At 70.4% G+C, this 20371-nt stretch carries 14 protein-coding genes and 3 pseudogenes; 13 read left to right on the plus strand and 4 right to left on the minus strand.

Translation table 11 applies throughout. The features are described 5' to 3' along the window. Position 1 precedes the first annotated feature (1 nt). The 9 genes and pseudogenes from QFZ29_RS16770 to fdxA all read left to right on the plus strand — a co-directional run bounded on the left by QFZ29_RS16770 (position 2) and on the right by fdxA (position 8255). Entirely contained in the window at positions 2-727 is a 726-nt protein-coding gene (locus QFZ29_RS16770; protein WP_306896783.1) for a phosphoadenylyl-sulfate reductase, read from the plus strand. Beyond that, positions 724-1659 carry a sulfate adenylyltransferase subunit CysD gene (cysD, locus tag QFZ29_RS16775; protein WP_306895229.1) on the plus strand — a complete coding sequence of 312 codons (936 nt, stop codon included), beginning with the start codon at positions 724-726 and terminating at the stop codon, positions 1657-1659. The genes QFZ29_RS16770 and cysD overlap by 4 nt, the downstream gene beginning before the upstream one ends. Next, a complete protein-coding gene (locus QFZ29_RS16780) occupies positions 1659-2960 on the plus strand; it encodes a sulfate adenylyltransferase subunit 1 (RefSeq protein ID WP_306895230.1) in 1302 nt (433 codons plus the stop codon). Before cysD ends, QFZ29_RS16780 begins: the two co-directional genes overlap by 1 nt. A 23-nt stretch (positions 2961-2983) precedes the next feature. Further along, a complete protein-coding gene (locus tag QFZ29_RS16785) occupies positions 2984-4063 on the plus strand; it encodes an ABC transporter substrate-binding protein (protein ID WP_306896784.1) in 1080 nt (359 codons plus the stop codon). Between the two features lie 9 nt (positions 4064-4072). Further along, positions 4073-4816 (plus strand): ABC transporter ATP-binding protein, encoded by a 744-nt coding sequence (locus QFZ29_RS16790; RefSeq protein ID WP_306895233.1) that lies wholly within the window; start codon positions 4073-4075, stop codon positions 4814-4816. Then, positions 4806-5780 (plus strand): ABC transporter permease, encoded by a 975-nt coding sequence (locus QFZ29_RS16795; RefSeq protein WP_306895236.1) that lies wholly within the window; start codon positions 4806-4808, stop codon positions 5778-5780. The genes QFZ29_RS16790 and QFZ29_RS16795 overlap by 11 nt, the downstream gene beginning before the upstream one ends. Further along, positions 5699-6550 (plus strand): annotated as a pseudogene (gene cobA, locus QFZ29_RS16800) (uroporphyrinogen-III C-methyltransferase); the annotation flags it as partial. The gene QFZ29_RS16795 and the pseudogene cobA, both read left to right, overlap by 82 nt. Further along, positions 6547-7926, plus strand: a complete 1380-nt coding sequence (locus tag QFZ29_RS16805) for an FAD-dependent oxidoreductase (RefSeq protein ID WP_306895238.1) — start codon at positions 6547-6549, stop codon at positions 7924-7926. The pseudogene cobA and the gene QFZ29_RS16805, both read left to right, overlap by 4 nt. Then, the gene (gene fdxA, locus QFZ29_RS16810) at positions 7923-8255 is read left to right on the plus strand and encodes a ferredoxin (RefSeq protein ID WP_306895240.1); all 333 of its coding nucleotides are present in this window, start codon (positions 7923-7925) and stop codon (positions 8253-8255) included. The genes QFZ29_RS16805 and fdxA overlap by 4 nt, the downstream gene beginning before the upstream one ends. A gap of 124 nt (positions 8256-8379) precedes the next feature. Here fdxA and QFZ29_RS16815 read toward each other — a convergent pair whose 3' ends face one another. Then, a complete protein-coding gene (locus QFZ29_RS16815; RefSeq protein WP_306895242.1) occupies positions 8380-10317 on the minus strand; it encodes a glycosyltransferase in 1938 nt (645 codons plus the stop codon). Between the two features lie 85 nt (positions 10318-10402). On the opposite strand from QFZ29_RS16815, the gene QFZ29_RS16820 reads away from it, so the two are divergent. From QFZ29_RS16820 to QFZ29_RS20440, 4 genes and pseudogenes are all read left to right on the plus strand, one after another. Beyond that, complete coding sequence (locus QFZ29_RS16820; RefSeq protein ID WP_306895243.1) at positions 10403-12502, plus strand: glycosyltransferase; 2100 nt, start codon at positions 10403-10405, stop codon at positions 12500-12502. Further along, on the plus strand, positions 12499-13671 hold the full coding sequence (locus QFZ29_RS16825; protein WP_306895245.1) for a glycosyltransferase family 4 protein: 1173 nt from the start codon (positions 12499-12501) through the stop codon (positions 13669-13671). Before QFZ29_RS16820 ends, QFZ29_RS16825 begins: the two co-directional genes overlap by 4 nt. Further along, entirely contained in the window at positions 13668-15872 is a 2205-nt protein-coding gene (locus tag QFZ29_RS16830; protein WP_306895247.1) for a glycosyltransferase family 4 protein, read from the plus strand. The genes QFZ29_RS16825 and QFZ29_RS16830 overlap by 4 nt, the downstream gene beginning before the upstream one ends. A gap of 308 nt (positions 15873-16180) precedes the next feature. Next, positions 16181-16819 (plus strand): annotated as a pseudogene (locus tag QFZ29_RS20440) (glycosyltransferase); the annotation flags it as partial. Between the two features lie 236 nt (positions 16820-17055). Here the strand turns inward: QFZ29_RS20440 and QFZ29_RS16840 are convergent. The 3 genes and pseudogenes from QFZ29_RS16840 to QFZ29_RS16850 form a co-directional block, all read right to left on the minus strand. Beyond that, a pseudogene (locus tag QFZ29_RS16840) lies at positions 17056-18033 on the minus strand (glycosyltransferase family 4 protein); the annotation flags it as partial. Positions 18034-18354: 321 nt separating this feature from the next. Then, the gene (locus tag QFZ29_RS16845; RefSeq protein ID WP_306895251.1) at positions 18355-18897 is read right to left on the minus strand and encodes a hypothetical protein; all 543 of its coding nucleotides are present in this window, start codon (positions 18895-18897) and stop codon (positions 18355-18357) included. Between the two features lie 102 nt (positions 18898-18999). After that, a complete protein-coding gene (locus tag QFZ29_RS16850; RefSeq protein WP_306895253.1) occupies positions 19000-20256 on the minus strand; it encodes a hypothetical protein in 1257 nt (418 codons plus the stop codon). Positions 20257-20371: the final 115 nt, after the last annotated feature.

Genomic DNA, 20371 nt, shown 5'->3' on the forward strand with positions numbered 1-20371 from the left:
TATCGAGGCCACGACCCGCCGCAACGCCGACACCCTGCGCGCGCTCGTCGAATCGGGCAACGCGCTGCTCTCGCCCGAGGGCGGCCCCGAGGCATCCGCTGCCGAGGTCGTGGCCTGGGTGGCCGAGAACTTCTCGGCGGATGCCGCAGCGGTCGCGTGCTCGATGGCCGACGCCGTGCTGCCGCACGTGGTCGCCGCACAGTTGCCCGGCGTCGACGTGCTGTTCCTCGACACGGGGTACCACTTCACCGAGACCTACGTGACCCGCGACGAGGTGGCCCGTGCGCTCGATGTGCGCGTCGTCGACGTGCTGCCCGAGCAGACCGTCGCCGAGCAGGACGCCGAGTTCGGCGCCGAGCTCTTCGCCCGCGACCCGGGCCTCTGCTGTGCACGCCGCAAGGTCGAGCCGCTCCAGCGAGCCCTCGGCGGCTACGAGTTGTGGTTCACGGGCGTGCGCCGCGAAGAGGCACCGACCCGCGCGAACACGCCGCTCCTCCAGTGGGACGAGCGCAACGGGCTCATCAAGGTGAACCCGCTCGCGGCCTGGACCTTCGACGAACTGCTCGACTACGCGGGCGCCAACCAGGTGACGGTGAACCTCCTCATGTCGCACGGCTACCCGTCGATCGGCTGCGAGCCGTGCACCAAGCCCGTCGCCGAGGGCGAAGACCCGAGGTCCGGCCGCTGGGCCGGCCTCGCCAAGACCGAATGCGGATTGCACCTATGACCGACACCACGTTCTCGCGGGTTCAAGAGGGCGCGCGCACCGAACTCGACGCGCTCGACGTGCTCGAGTCCGAGGCCATCCACATCATCCGCGAGGTCGTCGCGGAGTTCGAGCGTCCCGTGCTGCTGTTCTCGGGCGGCAAGGACTCCGTCGTCGTGCTGCACCTCGCCGCGAAGGCGTTCTGGCCGGGGCGCGTGCCGTTCCCGCTGCTGCACGTCGACACGGGCCACAACTTCCCCGAGGTCATCGCGTTCCGCGACGCCACGGTGGAGCGCCTCGGCCTGCGCCTCGAGGTTGCCGCCGTGCAGGACTACATCGACGACGGTCGCCTCCACGAGCGCGCCGACGGCACCCGCAACCCGCTGCAGACGCAGCCGCTCCTCGACGCGATCGCGGCCGGCCGGCACGACGCCGTCTTCGGCGGAGCGCGTCGCGACGAAGACAAGGCCCGCGCCAAGGAGCGCATCATCTCGCTGCGCGACGAGTTCGGCCAGTGGGATCCGCGCAACCAGCGCCCCGAGCTCTGGAGCCTGTACAACGGGCGCCACACCCCGGGCCAGCACGTGCGCGCGTTCCCCATCAGCAACTGGACCGAGCTCGACGTGTGGAGCTACATCGAGCGCGAAAGCATTCCGCTGCCCGGGCTCTACTTCGCCCACGAGCGCGAGGTCTACCGCCGCGACGGCATGTGGCGCGCAGTGGGCGAGGTCTCGCCCCCGCGTCCCAACGAGACGGTCGAACTCCGCACGGTTCGGTATCGCACTGTCGGCGACATGAGCTGCACGGGCGCCGTGGAGTCGGATGCCGCCGACGTCGCCGGCGTCGTGCGCGAGGTGGCCCAGTCCACCCTCACCGAGCGCGGTGCCACGCGCGCCGACGACCGCATCTCCGAGGCTGCCATGGAGGACCGCAAGAAAGACGGGTACTTCTGATGACCGGCACGCTCTTCCGCTTCGCGACCGCCGGCTCGGTCGACGATGGCAAATCCACGCTCGTCGGCCGTTTGCTGCACGACTCGAAGGCGATCCTCGCCGACCAGCTCGAGGCCGTCGCGCGCACCTCGGCCGAGCGCGGCTTCGGCGACGGCACGGGCTTCGACTTCGCACTCCTCACCGACGGACTCCGCGCCGAACGCGAGCAGGGCATCACGATCGACGTCGCCTACCGGTACTTCACCACCGGGGCGCGCAGCTTCATCCTCGCCGACTGCCCCGGCCACGTGCAGTACACGCGCAACATGGTCACCGGCGCGACCACGGCCGACGCCGTCGTCGTGCTCATCGACGGCCGCAAGGGCGTGCTCGAGCAGACCCGGCGCCACCTCTCCGTGGTCGCGCTGCTCCGGGTGCCGCACGTCATCATCGCGGTCAACAAGATCGACCTGCTCGGCTACGACGAGCAGGCGTTCATCGAGGTCGACGCCGACGTGCGACGTGTCACCGCCGAGCTCGGCCTCGACGACGTGCACGTGCTGCCCGTGTCGGCGCTCGAGGGCGACAACATCGTCACGCGCTCCGAGCGCACCCCCTGGTACGACGGCCCCGCGCTCCTCGAACTGCTCGAGCAGCTGCCCTCCCTCGATGAGCTCGAGACCGAGCTCGACGCGTTCCGCCTCGCGGTGCAGCTCGTGCTCCGCCCGCAGGGAGGTCTGGCTCCGGATGTCGCGAGCGACCCCGAGCGCGCCGAGTCGTTCCGCGACTACCGCGCGTTCGCGGGCCGCATCGGCTCGGGCCGCGTGCGCGTCGGTGACCGGGTGAGCGTCTTTCCCTCGGGCATCGAGACGACCGTCGCGGGCATCGACCAGGCCGGAGCATCCCTCGACGAGGCGGTGGCACCCCAGTCGGTGGCGTTGCGCCTCGCCGACGACATCGACGCCGCTCGCGGCGCCGTGATCGTCGAGACGGGAACACTCCCCGAGGGGCGCCGCGACGTCGACGCCGAGCTCTTCTGGCTCGACCCGCGACCGCTGCTGCCCGGGGCCCGGGTGCTCGTGAAGCACGGCACGGCGACGGTGCAGGCACTCGTGGCATCCGTCGACTCCAAGCGCGACCTCGACACGCTCGCCCACGAGCCCGCCGAGACGCTCGAGGCGAACGACATCGGCCGCGCTCGCCTCCGTCTCGCGGCACCGCTGCCGCTCGAGCCGTACGGCGCGAACCGCCACGCCGGCTCGTTCCTCGTCATTCACCCCGCCGACGGCCAGACCCTGGCCGCCGGCATCACCGAACAGTAAGCAAGGAGGCGACAACCGTGAACATCCGTACCACCCGCACCACCCTGACGATCACCGCTCTTGGAGTGGCGGCGATGATGCTCACGGGCTGCTCCGCCTCCGAGGGCGCTGCATCCGAGGCGGATGCAGCGGCCACGACCGGGCCCGCCGACGAGCTGCGCCTCGGCTACTTCGCGAACGTCACCCACGCCCCCGCCCTGGTGGGGCTCGAGGAGGGCCTCTTCGCCGACGCGCTCGGCGAGACGAAGCTCAGCACGCAGGTCTTCAACGCCGGCCCCGCGGCCATCGAGGCGCTCTCCGCCGGCGCGATCGATGCCACGTACATCGGCCCGAACCCGTCGATCAACACGTTCATCCAGAGCCGCGGTGTTTCGGCGCACATCGTCGCCGGCGCGGCCACCGGGGGCGCAGCACTCGTCGTGCGCGAGGGCATCGACTCGGTCGACGACCTCGAGGGCACCACGCTCGCGACGCCGCAGCTCGGCAACACGCAGGATGTCGCGCTCCGTTCATGGCTCGCCGACGAGGGCTTCGAGACCGACACCACGGGTGGCGGCGATGTGCACGTCACCCCGACCGAGAACGCCCAGGCCCTCACCCTGTTCCAGCAGGGCGGCATCGACGGGGCCTGGCTGCCCGAGCCGTGGGTCTCGCGTCTCGTCGTCGATGCGGGCGCGCACGTGCTCGTCGACGAGGCCGACCTGTGGGAGGACGGCGCGTTCCCGACCACGGTGCTGCTCGTGCGTGCGGAGTTCCTCGCCGAACACCCGGAGACGGTCGAGGCGCTGCTCGAGGGCCACGTGGCATCCGTCGCCTGGCTCGATGAGCACGCCGACGAGGCTCCCGCCGTCATCAACGCCGCACTCGAGGCTGAGACGGGCAAACCGCTCGCCGACGCCGTGATCACCCGCGCGCTCGAGCACGTGACCTTCTCGGTCGACCCGCACGCCGAGACCTTCGAGACCCTCGTGAAGAACGGCCTTGCGGCGGGCACGCAGAAGGACGGCTCGATCGACGGGCTCTTCGACCTGCGGCTGCTGAACGGCCTCCTCGAGACCGATGGCGAGGAGCCGGTCTCCGCCGGCGGCCTCGGCGAGGAGTAGGAGCACCACATGAGCGGGCAGACGGCCATCCGCATCGAGCAGCTGGGCAAGCGCTTCGGCGCAGGACCCCTCGTGCTCGACGACGTGAACCTCTCGATCGAGGCGGGTGAGTTCGTCTGCCTGCTCGGCGCTTCGGGCTGCGGCAAGTCGACGCTGCTGAACCTCATCGCGGGTCTCGACCGACCCACGACGGGCAGCATCGACGTGCCGCCCGAGGGCGCCGCCGTGATGTTCCAGGAGTCGGCACTCATGCCGTGGCTCACCGCCCGGCAGAACGTCGAGCTGGCGCTGCGCCTGCGCGGAGTGCCGCGCGCATCGCGGCGGGGCGAAGCGCTTGAACTCCTCGACACGGTGAACCTCGCGGATGCCGCCGAGAAGCGCCCGCACGAGCTTTCGGGCGGCATGCGGCAGCGCGTCGCCCTCGCCCGCGCCCTCGCCCAGGACCGGCCAGTGCTCCTCATGGACGAGCCGTTCGCCGCGCTCGACGCGATCACGCGCGACCTCCTGCACGAGGAACTCGAGCGGGTATGGCGCCGCACCGGCCGCACGATCGTGTTCGTCACGCACAACGTGCGCGAGGCCGCCCGCCTCGGGCAGCGCGTCGTGCTGCTCTCGAGCCGGCCGGGCCGAGTCGCCGGAGAATGGCGCATCGCCGAGACCACCGGCCGGCGCATCGAGTCGCCCGAAGTCGCGGCGCTCTCGATCGAGATCACCGAGCAGCTCCGGAAGGAGATCCGCCGAAATGCCGCATGACACCGCACACCTGCTGGTTGAGCCTGTCGAAACCAGCGACACCCGAGCACCGGGTCTCGAGACGCCGCTGCGCGGCTCCTCGACCCGCGGTACCGACGCCCACGACGACTTCCGCAGCCTCGAAGCCGGCCTCGACCGGCTGCAGACCGACCCCGACCGCGCCCCGAGCGCGTGGAATCGCTTCACCACGAGCGTCCTGCCCCCGATCGTCTTCGTCGTCGCGCTCATCGTCGCGTGGCAGCTGTACATCGTGATCGCCCAGCCTCGTCCTGACCTCGCGCCCAGCCCGCTCGATGTCTTCACCGCGCTCGGCCAGGCATGGGAGTCGGGTCGTCTGCAGCTCGCCGTCGCGACGAGCCTCGAGCGCGGTGTGCTCGGATTCCTCATCGCGGTGGTGATCGGAACCCCGCTCGGGTTGCTGCTGGCCGAGGTGAAGCCGCTCCGTCGCGCGATGGGTCCCATCATCTCGGGCCTCCAGGTCCTGCCGTCGGTCGCTTGGGTGCCGGCCGCGATCATCTGGTTCGGCCTCACGGATGCCACGGCGTACTTCGTCGTGCTCATGGGCGCCGTGCCGTCGATCGTGAACGGACTCATCGCCGGCGTCGAGCAGGTGCCGCCGCAACTCCGACGCGTCGGCACGGTGCTCGGCGCCGGACCTGCGCGACTCGCCACCCTCGTCGTACTGCCGGCCGCCCTTCCGGGCTACGTCGCCGGCCTCAAGCAGGGCTGGGCGTTCTCGTGGCGCTCGCTCATGGCCGCCGAGATCATCGCGACCGGCGGCACGATCGGCTTCGGCGTCGGCTCGATGCTCGACCAGAGCCGCGAGCTCGCCGACCTTGCCGGCGTGCTCGCGACGATCCTCGTGATCCTCGCGATCGGCATCCTCATCGAGCTCGCGTTCTTCGCCCCCCTCGAGCGACGGATGCTGCGACGCCGCGGCCTGCTGCCGGGAGGCGTGCGATGAGCCCGCGTGCTCGAGTGGCACCCGTCACCGCCGGCCGTGTGACCCTCGTCGGCGCCGGACCGGGCGACCCCGGCCTCCTCACGGTGCGCGGCCTGCGCGCCCTCGAAGCCGCCGACGTCATCGTGGCCGACCGGCTCGGCGCTCGCGCCGTGCTCGACGAGCTCGCGCTCGACACCCCGGTGATCGACGTGGGCAAGCTCCCAGGCCACCACCCGGTGCCGCAAGACGGCATCAACGAGCTGCTCGTGTCGCTCGCCTTCGAGGGCAAGCGCGTCGTGCGCCTGAAGGGCGGCGACCCCTACGTGTTCGGCCGTGGCAGCGAAGAGGTCGCGTACTGCCGCGCCGCGGGCATCGACGTCGAGGTCGTCCCCGGCGTCACAAGCGCGATCTCCGTGCCGGCGATCGCGGGCATCCCGCTCACGCACCGCGGCCTCGCCACGGCGTTCAGCGTCGTCACGGGCCACGAGCAGCTCCGCGAGCTCAGCGGCGGCCGCGACCACACGGTCGTCCTGCTCATGGGCATGAACACCCTCGCGAACTCGGCGGCGACCCTCGCCCGCGGCGAGCGCGGCGGCGACTGCCCGGTCGCGATCGTCGAAGACGGCTACGGACCCGGCCAGCGGGTCACAGTCGGCACGCTCGAGACGATCGCCGTGCAGGCGGCGCATCGCGGCATCCGCTCTCCCGCTGTGATCGTCGTCGGCGATGTCGTCACCCTCAGCCCCTACGCCCCCGAGGCCATCTCCAATCGAAAGGCACAACAGCCATGACCCTCCCGACCCTTCGCGTCGCGATCGTCGGAGCCGGCCCCGCCGGGATCTACGCCGGCAACATCCTGAACAACGCCGTGCGCGAGCGCGGCAGCGAGGTCGCGATCGACCTCTTCGAGTCGCTGCCCGCCCCCTACGGCCTGATCCGCTACGGCGTCGCGCCCGACCACCCCCGCATCAAGGGCATCGTGAACTCCCTGCACGAGATGCTCGACGCCGGCATCATCCGGCTCATCGGCAACGTCACCGTGGGCCGCGACATCTCGCTCGACGAGCTGCACGCGCACTACGACGCCGTGATCCTCGCGACGGGCGCGATCCGCGACGCCGATCTCGACATCCCCGGCATCGACCTGCCCGGCTCCTACGGCGCGGCCGACTTCGTCGCCTGGTACGACGGCCACCCCGACGTGCCCCGCACGTGGCCGCTCGACGCGACCGACATCGCCGTGATCGGCAACGGCAACGTCGCACTCGACGTGGCCCGCGTGCTCGCGAAGCACCCTGAAGACCTGCGGTCGACGGATGTCCCGGCCAACGTCTACGCGGGCCTCGAGGGCTCGCCCGTCACCGACGTGCACGTCTTCGGCCGTCGCGGTCCCGCCGAGGTGAAGTTCACCCCGATCGAGCTGCGCGAGCTCGGCGAGGTGCCCGATGTCGACATCGTCGTCTCCGACGAGGACTTCGCCGGCGTGGATGCCGCGGCCGCCGCGAACAACCAGATCAAGGTCATGCTGCGCACGCTGCAGAGCTGGCGCACCCGCGAGGTCGGCAGCGCCTCGCGCCGGCTCCACCTGCACTTCTTCCACACGCCTGTCGAGGTCTTCGGCGAGGGACGCGTCGAGGGCATGCGCTTCGAGCGGAACGCCCCCGTCGGCGACGGATCAGGCGCCGTCGTCGGCACCGGCACGTTCGTCGACTACCCGGTGCAGGCGGTCTACCGCGCGGTCGGCTACTACGGCTCGCCCGTACCCGGTGCGCCGTTCGACGAGCGCCGCGGCGTCATCCCGAACGACGGCGGGCGCGTGCTCGACGCCGACGGCACGCCCGTGCCGGGCCTCTACGCGACCGGCTGGATCAAGCGAGGCCCCGTGGGCCTCATCGGCCACACGAAGGGCGACGCGATGGAGACGATCGCGAACCTCATCGAGGATCGCGACTCGCTGCCCGCCCCGACCGTCGCCGAAGCCGACGCGCTCCTCGAGCTGCTCGACGACCGCGGCATCCACTACACGACGTGGGATGGCTGGCTCGCGCTCGACGCGCACGAGCGCGCCCTCGGCGAGACCGATGCCTTCGTGCGCGAGCGCGTGAAGGTCGTGCCCCGCGACGAGCAGGTCGGCATCTCCCGCGACGGCGCACTGGTCGGCTCGTGACCTACGTCATCGCGCTGCCGTGCGTCGACGTCAAGGATCGCGCGTGCATCGACGAGTGCCCGGTCGACTGCATCTACGAAGGTGAGCGCTCGCTCTACATCCACCCCGACGAGTGCGTCGACTGCGGCGCGTGCGAGCCGGTGTGTCCCGTCGAGGCGATCTACTACGAAGACGACCTGCCCGACGTGTGGGCCGACTACTACAAGGCGAACGTCGAGTTCTTCGACGAGATCGGCTCGCCCGGCGGCGCCGCGAAGACGGGCGTGCTCGACTTCGACCACCCGCTCGTCGCCGCGTTGCCGCCGCAGGCCGAGGCGGCTCGGGCGTAAGGGGCGGATGGTACACACAGCCATTCAACATCGAGTCGCGCCGCCGGAGGCGACGCGTATCGAGACGTGGTGGTATTTCGAACGCGGGCACCCGGTCTCGATACTCGTCCGGCTCCGCCGGGCGCTACTCGACCACCGAACGACGACGCTCGGCGACGAGGCGCACTACGCGTTCGTAGAACGCGGCGTGGGCCCGCGTCACGGCGGCGTCGTCGAGCAACCCGGGTGTTGCCGCCGCGGCGGCTCCGAGGCGGGCGCGCAGGGCGGCATCCGTATCCAGGCGGGTGAGGGCGGATGCCAGTGCATCCACATCGCGAGGAGGCACGAGCAGGCCGTTCACGCCATCGGCGATCCACTCGGTCGGGCCGCCCTCGTCGGCCGCAACGACGGCCAGGCCGGCCGCGAGGTACTGCAGCACGTTCTGGCCGAGCGGCTCAGGACGCGTCGACGCCTGCACCGCGACATCCCACCGTGCAAGCAGCGCATCGATGTCGCTCACGTGCCCGAGGAAGTCGACCTGCCCGGCGACACCGAGCGCCTCCGCCCTGCGACGGAGCTCGGCGAGATGCCGCTCGTGGCCGAACGGTGCGTCACCGGCGAGCTGTAGGCGCACTTCGCGGCGGCCATACACGCGGGCGAACGCCTTGAGGAGGAGATGCTGGCCCTTCCACGGGTCGATGCGCGCGAGCATTCCGACTGTGCGCACGGGACCGTCGTTCGAATCGTCGCTCGGCGTCGGCCCCACCGCCGCGCCGACCCGAACCCCCGAGGCGCTCGGGATCACCTCGGCGAGAACGCCGGGCCGCAGGTGCGCCCGTGCCGACTCGAGCGTGCCACGTGAGTTGGCGATGACCCCGTCAGCTCGCGGCAGCACGACGCGCACCATGAGCGCGTGCCCCGACCGGCCGAGCGCGTCAGGGTCGACGACATCGCGCAGGTGCACGACGAACGGCGTGCGCGACCACCGCGCGGCGAGCGCGCCGTAGGCGGCGGAACGGGCGGTGTTGGCGTCCACGAGGTCGGCACCGCGGAACACCCGCGCGCACCGGGTGGCCACGGCCTGGGCGAGCACGCGCGCGCCGCCGGCGAGCGCCGCACGCGCTCCGCCGGCGCTCACTCCTGCGGGCTGGCGAACTCCCGCAATCCGGCTCGGAACCCGGTCGGGAAGGTCGGCGTAGACGCCCAACCCTTCGCTCGAGGGCGCGAGCAGCAGAAACGGAGACCATGCCGGTTCCGCCTGCAGCATCCGGAGCAGTGCGAACTCGGCACCGCCGGGAACACTCGTGTGGTCGAGGTGCAGCACGCGGAGCGCGCGGCGCGACGATGCCGACTCGCGGTCAGTGCCGCGAGGGCGGCCCAGGGCGGTCACGCCTCGCCGCCCACGCGGGCGAGTGCGAGTGTCGGTTGACGAATCGGAAGCGGCGTCTTTCGCGAAGGCGAATGCCGCTGCCTCGGCGACCGCGTCGTAGGCGAGAACCTCGCCCTGTGGCATCCCGAACAGCGTGTGCGCGATGCGCGCGAGCGCCGGCACCTCTTGACGCGCCATGAGCCGGTAGGCCTCGTCGTCTTTGCCCTGCGGGTCGATGATGTCCTCGTCACCCTTTTCGTTGCTCGCCCGATTCTGGGCGATCGCTTCGACCCGTTTGCGCAGTGCCGCGACGGAGTCGGGTGCGGGCAGATCGGGGAGGCTGGCGGCGATGCGCCCCGCCTCACGGATCGTGAAGGTCGTATGCAGGGCTCCGGGAACCTGCCCGAGCACATCGTCGCGCTGGCGTGCCGACGCGACGAGCACGAGGTCGGCGTCGCGGATGGCCTGCTCGGTGAGCTGCACGGCCCGGTGCACGGAGGCGTCGGCGCCGAGCGCTTCAGCGATCATCCGGGCTCGCCGGCCCATGGGAGTGCCCACCGGAGCACCAAGGCCCGCGCTCGTCACTCGCATGCCTGCGGCCACCGGCTCGGGGAGATACCACTCCGCCCATCGCTCAAGCAGCGTGGCGCCGAGTGCCGATCGGTTGACGTTGCCCGTGCAGACCACGAGCACCGTGAACGCGTCAGGACTCACTCCCCCACCCCCCCCAAATGGCCGGCCGGCGATCCGGGACCGCTCCCCGGATAAGGTTTCCATTAGGAGTCTACGAGGGGGTGCGGTGCGCGTACTCAGGGTCTCACACAGCGCCGTCGTCGACGAGTGGCGAGGTCGTGAGCGCGCGCTCACGGTCGCCGGAGTCGACGTGGTGCTGTTGAGCGCGCGCCGCTGGCATGCGGGCGGCGCGGAGGTGTCGCTCGAGCCACGCGCGGGTGAGCAGGTGGCTGGCGTTCCGACCGTCGGTCGCCATCCAGCCCTCTTCCTGTTCCACCCTCGCCCGATCTGGCGGGCAGTCGGTGAACGCTGGGATGTGATCGACATCCATGAGGAGCCGTTCGCGCTCGCGACCGCCGAGATCCTCCTGCTCCGTGCCCTCCGACGCCGCTCCCGCCGCACGCCCGTCGTGCTCTACACGGCGCAGAACATCCGCAAGCGCTACCTCGTGCCCTTCCGCTGGTTCGAGCGATGGGCGCTCCGCAAGGCATCGGGTATCTCGGCGTGCAACGCAGAGGCCGCCCGCATCGTCGAGGGCAAGGGGTTCGCCGGGCGCGCCCGGGTCATCCCGCTCGGCGTCGACGAACAACGCTTCAGGCCCGCGGATGCCGCCGCAGACGTTGATGCGCCGATCATCGCTGGTCGAGTAGCGACGCGAAGCGACGCGTATCGAAACCCCGACTCGCTCGCTCCGATCTTTGTCGGGTACCTCGGCCGTCTCGTGCCCGAGAAGGGCCTCACGGTCCTGCTGGAGGCCGTCGCGCAAGACGCACGGCTCCGGCTCCGGATCGGCGGCTCCGGACCGCTCAGAGCCGCCCTCGAGGCATCCGCTGCTGCCACCGGCCTCTCGGACCGCGTCGAGTTCCTGGGACCGGTGGACCCCGACGACGTCGTCGCCTTCTACCGCACGCTCGACGTGCTCGCCGTGCCATCGCTGCCGACCCCGACATGGACCGAGCAGTTCGGACGCGTAGCCGTCGAGGCGATGGCCTGCGGCATTCCGGTCGTCTCGAGCGACGCGGGCGCCCTGCCCGACGTCGTGGGCGGTGCCGGGATCGTCGTGCCGGCAGGCGATGCGCCAGCCCTCGCGGCCGCGTTGGCCGAGGCCGGCGGGCACCGCGCCGCCGAGCTGCGGTCGAGCGGGTACGTACGCGCCGCCGCGTGCAGCTGGACCGCCGTGGGTCGCGAGTACCTCGATCTCTACCGTTCGGTCGTGCACGAGGCATCCGCCCACGCATCGAAGGTCGGCGTCGAGGTGATCGTGGTCGCGTACGGCTCGCCCCAGCTGCTCCGGCGGGCGCTCGAGCCCCTCGCCACCCTGCCCGTCACGGTCGTCGACAACTCGTCGATGGCCGACATCGCCGCACTCTGCGCCGAACTCGACGTGCGCTACCTCGACCCGGGGCGCAACGGCGGCTTCGCTGCGGGCGTGAACGTCGCCCTGCGCGAGCGACTCGTGCCGGGAGCCGACGTGCTCCTCCTGAACCCCGACGCCACGATCGCGGCCGACGACGTCTCCGTGCTGCAGCGCGGCCTGCGGGCCCGCGCCGACCTCGCGAGCGTCGGGCCCGCGCAGGTCGACGACGACGGCCGTCCGGCACGGGTCGACTGGTGGCTGCCGTCGCCCGGCGGCACATGGCTCGAGGCGGTCGGGCTCGCACGCCTCCGCCGTGACCCGACCTACGTGATCGGGTCGGTGCTGCTGCTGCGCGCTGAGGCGCTCGCCCAGGTGGGCCACTTCGACGAGCGCTTCTTCCTCTATGCCGAAGAGGCCGACTGGGCGTATCGCGCGAGTCGGCTCGGCTGGCGTCACGCGGGCGTGCCCGAGGCGCGCGCGATGCACGTCGGCGCGGGTACCGGCGGCGATCCGCGGCGCCGGGAGGCGCACTTCCACGCGTCGCAGGAGCGGTTCCTGCGAAAGCACTACGGTGCGCTGGGCTGGCAGTGGGCGCGCGCCGGGCAATGGCTCGGTGCGATGACGCGCTCGGTCGTGCTGCCTGGCGAGCGCGGGCGAGCGGCCCGCAGGCGCGCGGCCCTGTATCGCCTCGGGCCCGTGCGCATCGAGGCGCAGTACCGTGCGTCTGCGACGAGGCCGGCCCTCGCAGCGACGGCAGCAACGGCGACCCCGACCCCGACCCCGACCCCGACCGAGGGAACCACCGCATGACCCGCATCGTGCAGATCGTCCCCTACATGGGCCCGGGTACCGGCGTAGCCGGAGTGGCATTCCACCTCGATCAGCAGTTCCGCGCGCTCGGCGTCGACGTCGAGCGCTTCACGTTCATCGACGCCCAAACGCGACGAACGCGACGAACGCCGAAGAACTCCGTCCTCAAGCGCATCCTCGGCGGCTGGCACATGGTCTGGTTCAGCACGATCGGCACGTTGCGCGTTCGCCGGTTCCTCGCCGACCGGCCGGATGCGATGACGATCACGCACAACAACGTGATGGTCGGCGACGTCTACGTCAACCACGGCCTCCTTCTCGCCTCCATGCGGGCGCGGGGACGGTCGTTCTGGGGCATCTACCGCAATCCCATCCATGTCTTCATCTACCTCCGCGACCTCATCAGGTATCGAGGGCGCACGCACCGCGCGGTGGTATGCCTCTCCGAAGCGGATGCCACGGACCTGCGCACCACGTACGGCCCCGTCCACCCGAGGATCGAAGTCATCCCGAATGGCGTCGACCTCGACCAGTTCCGACCTCCCACGCCCGACGAACGCAACGCCGCGCGAGCCGAACTGAAGCTCGGAACCGAGGAGCGCGTGGCCGTCTTCGTCGGGCACGAGTTCTCGCGCAAGGGGCTCTCGTTCGCGATCCAGGGGCTGTCTCACGCGCCGAGCGTGCTGTTGCTCATCATCGGCGGCAACGACGACATCATCGCCGAGGCCTACGCCGAGGCGAAGGAGCTCGGTGTCAGCGAGCGCGTCCTGTTCCTCGGTCCACGACGGCCGCCGGTGTCATTCCTGCACGCCTCCGACTTCTTCGTGCTGCCGAGCGCCTACGAGGCGAATGCGCTCGTCGTGCTCGAGGCGCTCGCCGCCGGGCTGCCGGTGATCGCCACGCCCGTCGGGTTCGCGCCCGAGGTGGTCGTCGACGGAGTGAACGGATTCCTCGTCGAGCGCGACGGGCGCGCGGTGGGCGAACGGATGGAGCAGCTCGCGAACCTCGACGAGACCGAGCTCGCCGCTTGGGGTCGCCGCGCCCGCGAGTCCGTCGAGCCCTATGGATGGCGCAGGATCGCCGAGCGGTATCTCGAACTCGCCGAGGAGCTGCAGGCCGAGCGCGAGCACGGCGGTTCGGGGCATCCGGTTGCAAGGACCGGCGGATGACGCACATCGTGCAGATCGCCCCGGCGATCGCTCCCGGCAGCGGCGTCGCGGGTGTGGCGTACGCGCTCGAGCGCGAGTTCGTCGCCGCGGGAGCGACCGTCGAGCGGTTCACGGCCGCTGACGCCGGCAGGCCACCGGGAAGGCCGCGCGTGCGCACACCCGTTGCCACCCATCTCACTCGTGCACGCAACGTCATCTGGTTCAGCACCGTGGGCACGCGGCGAGCCCGACAGTTCCTCGCCGCGCGTCCAGATGCCGTCTCGATCACGCACAACGACGTCATGGCAGGCGACGTCTACGTGAACCACGGCCTCCTGCAGGCCGCCATGCGCGCGCGAGGCGAATACATCTGGCGCATGGTGCGCAACCCGGTGCACCTGTTCACCGCGCTTCGCGACCGCATCCGGTATCGCGGTCGCACACACCGAGCCGTCGTCGCCCTCACGACGACCGAGGCCGAACTGCTGCGCTCTACCTACGGCCGCGTGCACGCGCCGATCCACGTCATTCCCAACGGCGTCGACATCGAGCGGTTCCGGCCGCCGGATGCCGCGGAGCGCGTGCAGGCTCGGTCGAAGCTCGGAATCGACGACGAGCGCACGATCGCGCTGTTCATCGGCCACGAGTTCGAACGCAAGGGCCTCCCCATCGCCATCGAATCCCTACGGACGGCACCCGACGTGCTGCTCCTCGTGGTCGGCGGCTCACCCGACATGATCCGCAGGGCGCGGGCACAGGCACGGCAGGCAGGCGTCGGTGAACGCGTGCACTTCGCAGGCTCCCAGCGCGACCCCATCCCCTTCATCTGGGCCTCCGATGTGCTCGTGTTGCCGAGCGCCTATGAGGCGAATGCATTGGTCGTGCTCGAGGCGCTCGCGTGCGGTCTGCCGGTGGTATCGACGCGCGTGGGCTTTGCGCCCGACATCCTCGTCGACGGAGACAACGGTTTCATCGTGGAACGCAACGCCGCGTCGGTGGGCACGCGCCTGGCCGAGCTCGCGTCACAGCCGCTCGACGAGTGGCGCCACCGCACACGGCGCACGGCGGAGCAGTACGCCTGGCCCCAGATCGCGCGTCGGTATCTCGCGCTCATCGAGTCGTTGCGGCGCGACAGCGCCGAAGGCGAGGACAGTGACGTCAGCCTCGGCGACGGGAACAAGATGACGCGGCCGCTTCGCATTCTGCACGCGATCCGCTCCGATGGCTTCTCGGGCGTCGAGCAGTTCGTGCTGCGCCTCGCGCTCGCACAGGCTGCCGACGGCCACCGCGTCACCGTGATCGGCGGCGCCACCGACCGGATGCGGCCTCCCCTCGCCGAGGCCGGCATCGAGCACGTCCCGGCGGCACGCACGATCGAGGTCACTCGCGCCGTGCGAGAGCTCCGGGGCGGGTTCGACGTCGTGAACACCCACATGACCGCCGCCGAGGTCGGTATGGCAGTGGCGCTCTGGTTCACTCGCCGGTCGCGCCGCCCGGCCGTCGTCGCAACGCGGCATTTCGCAAAGGCGCGGGGACGAGTCGGCCCAGTGCCGATCGGCCCCTTCGTGCGACGCCGCATCGACGGGCAGATCTCGATCAGCCGCGCCGTTGCCGACTCCGCCGACGGCCCCAGCATTGTCGTCCACTCGGGAATCGAGAGCCGCCCGCTGCGCGACGTCACTCTGCGCGAACGCGTCGTCCTCATGGCGCAGCGGCTCCAGCCCGAGAAACGCACGGACGTGGGGATTCGCGCGTTCGCAGCATCCGGTCTCGCCGACGACGGCTGGACCCTCGAGATCGCCGGCATCGGACCCGGGCGCGAGGCGCTGGAGTCGCTGGCCGAAGAGCTGGGCATCTCGTCGGCGGTCGAGTTCCTCGGGTATCGCGGCGATCTGCCGCAGGTCATGGATCGCGCCGGCATTCTGATCGCCCCGTGCCCGGTCGAGGGGCTTGGGCTGACCCTCCTGGAAGCGATGGCCGGCGGTCTCCCGGTCGTCGCCGCCAGTGCGGCCGGACATCTCGACGTGCTCGCAGGGCTCGATCCGCGCGCGATGTTTCCGCCGGGCGATGCCGACGCGGCCGCCCGCAACCTGCGCTCGCTCGCCGAAGACGACACCGGCCGCAACGCACTGTCGCTCGCGGTGCGCAAGCGCCAACAGGGCGAGTTCTCCCTGCGCGCGCAGGCTGCCGCAACCGAGGCCGTCTACCTGAGTGCGCGATGACCGATCTCGTGGTGATGTCGCTCGAGGCGTGGGACGACGTGTGGCGCCGCAACCAGCACCTCGTCGCGGGCCTTCTGCGAACGGATGCCGCGCTGCGCGTGCTCTTCGTCGAACCCCCGGCCGACCCGACACACGACTTGCGTTCGCGGCGGCGTCCATCGTTCGCCCGGGGCGTGCGGGAGGTTCCGGATGTCGCGCCCGGCCGGCTGTTCACGGTGCGCCCCGTGAAGTGGATGCCCCGCCGGCTCGACCCGCGTACCGACGAGCGCCTCGCGCGCGCCGTGATGCGGGCCGCCGACTCGCTCGACATGCGGCATCCGCTGCTCTGGATCAACGACCCCGGCGCGGTCGCGCTCGCCGAACGATCGGGCTGGCCGACGCTGTACGACATCACCGACGACTGGCTCACAGCAGACCGGCCGGCTGCTGAACTTCGCCGGGTCGCGGCGAACGAGGCGCGGCTGTTCGAACTCGCCCGTGAGGTGGTCGTGTGCTCACCCGAGCTGGCACGCCGCAAGGGCGCGACCCGACCCGTGACGCTCATCCCCAACGCCGTCGAGGTCGACGCTTACCGCCGCCCCGCTCCGCGGCCAACGGATCTGCCCGATGGTCCGGTCGCCCTCTATCTCGGCACCGTGCACCCTGACCGCATCGACGTCGACCTGTGCGAGGCGACCGCGCGCGCACTCGGCTCGACGGGCACGCTCGTGCTCGTCGGCCCGAACCTGCTCTCGCCGGATCAGGCGGCGCGCCTGCACGCGGCTGGCGCCCGACTGCTCGGCCCGCGCTCGCGTGACGAGGTGATCGGCTACCTGCAGCACGCCGACGTGCTCGTCGTGCCGCATGTCGTGACCGCGTTCACCGACAGCCTCGACCCGATCAAGCTCTACGAATATCAGGCGGTCGGGAGGCCCGTGGTTTCGACCGCTGTCGCGGGCTTCCGGGACGAGGATGACCCGCGCATCATGATCGCCTCCGGCGACGCGTTCGCGGCGGCGGTCGCCGCTGCGGTGCCGGCGCCGTCGCGCTTCCCGGCCGGCGCCGACGGGGCTGTCGCCGATTGGAGCGACCGCGCTGCCGCGATGGCCGCGGTGCTGCGGGGTCTCGAAGTCTCCCGAGGATAGGTCCCCGGCGTCAAAGCTCCTCGAGCACCCCGCCGCAGATTCGACCAGGCCCACGACCAGTCGTGTGCGATCGCGTGCGCCCGGGCGCGTTCCGACATCCGCCGCCTCGCCTCCGCATCATCGGCGAGCATGGCGATCGCCTCGGCGAGCGCCGCCGGGTCGTCCGGTTCGACCAGCAGGCCGGCCGACCCGACAACGTCCGGCAGCCCGCCCACGCGACTGACGATCACCGGGAGTCCGGTGGCGAGACCTTCGGCGGCGGTGAGACCGCTCGGCTCTTCCCAGCGAGACGGCACCACGAGCAGGTCTGCGCCACGAAGCAGGGAAGGCAGTGCCATCCGGTCGACGAACGGTTCGAAGCGAATGCGGGCGCCCGACGCGGCCATTGCCTCATCGGCGAGCCCGCGCAACTCGTGTTCATACGGCGACAACGGGGAATCGCTGGCGAACCCCTGGCTCCCCACCAGCAGGAACTCGAGATCGCGACGCCCGAGGTGCTTCGCGGCCCGAATCAGCACGTCGGGCCCCTTCTCGGCGACCATTCGGCCCACGAACACGACGCGCAGCCTCGCATCAGGGGTGACGGATGCCGCGCCCTCACCATTCGCCGCGGGTGTGAACCACTCGCAGTCGATGCCGTTGCGTACGACCCGAACCCGTTCGGCGAGTCGCCTGGGGAGCGCGGCCCGCGTGCGGTCGGCCAGCGACTCGCTGACGCAGACGATCGCCGCAACGGTGTCGAGCATGCGACCGGAGTCGAAGCGCGAGTAGGTGCGCAGGAGGTCGTTGTGTGCGTACAGCACGACCCGATGCTCCGTGTCACGCAGCAGCCAGGGGAGAACAGGGGCGTTGTGCGCGAGCACGAACGCGGGCTCTCGCGTGCGGATCTCTTGCGCGACGGGCGCGTAGTACCGTGCCACAGCTGTGCGCGGGAGGCCCACCCGACCCCGAGCAAGGTCGATCACGCGCTCACGTCGTGTAGGGCTGTTTGCACCCGAGTACTCGATGATGGCCGCGCTGTCGTATCGTGGCCGCATTGTCGTGCGGTCGAGCACCACGAACTGCCGAAACGGCGCATCGGCGCGCACCGCCGCAGCGGCGAGTCCGTCGACCACGGTAGGAATCGCCGATCCGGTGCGGGGCGAGAAGTGGTCGCCGGGGGTGATGGCGTGAAATACGTCGGTCACGAGCGCCCGGCCGTTCTCCGCATGTGGCCGATGCTAGCCAGCGCTGGGGTTCTCAACACGACAGCACGAAGCCCGGTCGAACATGCCATCGCTCGGTCCGTCGGATGTGCCCCGTAACCGCAGAGACCCGGCGAGCCGAGCGGCCCACCGGTCTCTGCCATCGCAGCCGAACTATGCTTCGCTGACGATGCAGTCCTGCTCGCTGTCCGAGAACGCCGTGCAGGATGCTCCCTGGATCGGGGGTGAAGCGTTCGCATCCGTGCTCACCTGCTGTACGGGACCGCCATCCACCGTGTAGCTGATGATGAGCTGGCCGTTCGCACTGGTGGCGGCGTTCTGAGTGAGGAGTGCTACATCGAAGGTGCTGTTCGCCGCCACAGTGAACGTATTCGTTCCCAGGTCTGTACAGGGGTCGAGACGGATGACGCCGACGTTACCGAGATCGTCGCCATCCAGGGTCATGTCGACGATCGTGACGGTGATCGCGGTGTTCGTCGTGTTGGAGATGGTTGCCCTGAACGCGTATCCCTTGAACACGGCGTTTTGCGAGGCGCCCGGCAGCTTGCAGCCTGCGCCGGTGACCGTGATGACGCCGGGCGACGCCGCGTAGGCAGGCGTCGGGACGGCGAGCGCAACCGCAGGAACGGACCACGCCATCGCCTTCGCGACCGTGCGGCGGCTGACGCCAGGCTTCGGTTCTTCGAGGTCACTCATGATAGTGCCTTCCTGTGCGGTGGGTATGGCCGCAGTTCGGGTTACTCAGCCAACTCTAAAGGTTCGTCGAGCGCTATATCACCCCTCATTCGGGGGACCGGCTCACGTGCGGACGAGGATCCTTTTCTCCACCATGCTTTGCACGGCGTCGGAAATGACCACGGCGGCGTCAATGCCGGAAGGGGGGTCAGGAAGCTCTCGCAACGCGATCTCTTGGAACTCCGCTTCGGTGAGGCCATCGGCAGCAAGCCACAGGGTCGGGCCGACGCCGGCGAGGACGACCGCACTACCCGACACCAACACGATCAGCGAGTCATCGACAATTAGAGCATCGATATACGTCGCCCGCCAGAACGCGCCGGGTCGCTCGGCCAGTGAAGGATCAGACCGCCTCTCTGCAGCTCCCGAGAAGCAGTCGCACTCGCGTTCGGACATCCTCGCGACATCCGTGAGCACTGGCGCATCGTCGTCGATCTCCCGGAGCACGCCATCGATGAGCGGGGGCAGCGACGCTGCCTCGGAATATACGACTCGGCGCACTCCGCCGGTCGAGAGTATCGCCTCGAGGAGGGTCCGGAGCGGGCGCTCGAGCGCCGACAGGTAACTCGTCTGCGGAATGAGTTCGGACAGCGCCTCGATGATCGGCACCGATTCCACGAACGGCTGCTCAATGTCCGGCCGCCGGTCGAGCAGCACGATCGCCGCGAGGCGCAGGCCGTCGGCTGGCGCAGCACGGAGGCCGAGTGTCGAAGCAGGCTCCGTGACCTTCACCCCAGGCCACGACCCGATCGAAAGCGGCTTGGGATACGTTATGACCGAACCGTCGGCGCGCACCGCCAGCGTTTCGTCGGTCACGTAGCCGTAGATGCGGCCGAGCGTCTGGGAGGCAGTGGTCTTCCCACGGCCTGATGGCCCGACGAAGCCGATCACGCGCCCGTCATCGAGGGCCACGGCGCTTGCGTGGAGCATGAGCGCCTCGCCCCGAAGCCCACCGATGGCCCCGATCGTGACGTCCGAGCTGATTCGCTGGGCGAGCGCCTCGGCCGAGTCCGCGCGCACCGAGTACGAACCGTGGGATGAATCTGAGTGGTCGCCCAGGCCGGCGCGGACGACGAGGTCGGGCTCGCCGGCTCCGTCGTGGGTGAGGTCGACCCAGTGCGCCTTGATCGACTCCTGGTCGGCGGCACTCAACGAGTCATCAAGCTCGATGCGCACCCTGCTCTCCAGTGCACGCACGTCGAAGGCTGTTGGCATACCACGGAGCCTACCCGCCCCCACGCCTCTTTCAGCCTCGATCGGAGGCCCAGAAGGGGGGACGGCGCACGCCGAACTCAGGACTCCTCTACTCTGGGAATCCAATGGCTGCTGCAGCCCAACCCGTTCGGCTTCGGACCAGGTCGGAGGTGAGCACCATCGGACTTGATCCGACGCACCCACGGTTGACCATCGTGACGATGGCGACCGAGACTCCGAT

It is taken from the genome of Agromyces albus (assembly GCF_030815405.1).
In the GTDB taxonomy this organism is placed as follows: Bacteria; Actinomycetota; Actinomycetes; order Actinomycetales; family Microbacteriaceae; genus Agromyces; species Agromyces albus_A.

Excerpts from the sequence above, each read along its gene's own strand:
- QFZ29_RS16830 (WP_306895247.1), top strand. The coding sequence starts at position 13,668 with ATGACGCACATCGTGCAGATCGCCCCGGCGATCGCTCCCGGCAGCGGC.
- QFZ29_RS16795 (WP_306895236.1), top strand. The coding sequence starts at position 4,806 with ATGCCGCATGACACCGCACACCTGCTGGTTGAGCCTGTCGAAACCAGC.
- QFZ29_RS16825 (WP_306895245.1), top strand. The coding sequence starts at position 12,499 with ATGACCCGCATCGTGCAGATCGTCCCCTACATGGGCCCGGGTACCGGC.
- QFZ29_RS16805 (WP_306895238.1), top strand. The coding sequence starts at position 6,547 with ATGACCCTCCCGACCCTTCGCGTCGCGATCGTCGGAGCCGGCCCCGCC.
- QFZ29_RS16845 (WP_306895251.1), bottom strand. The coding sequence starts at position 18,897 with ATGAGTGACCTCGAAGAACCGAAGCCTGGCGTCAGCCGCCGCACGGTC.
- cysD (WP_306895229.1), top strand. The coding sequence starts at position 724 with ATGACCGACACCACGTTCTCGCGGGTTCAAGAGGGCGCGCGCACCGAA.
- QFZ29_RS16790 (WP_306895233.1), top strand. The coding sequence starts at position 4,073 with ATGAGCGGGCAGACGGCCATCCGCATCGAGCAGCTGGGCAAGCGCTTC.
- QFZ29_RS16780 (WP_306895230.1), top strand. The coding sequence starts at position 1,659 with ATGACCGGCACGCTCTTCCGCTTCGCGACCGCCGGCTCGGTCGACGAT.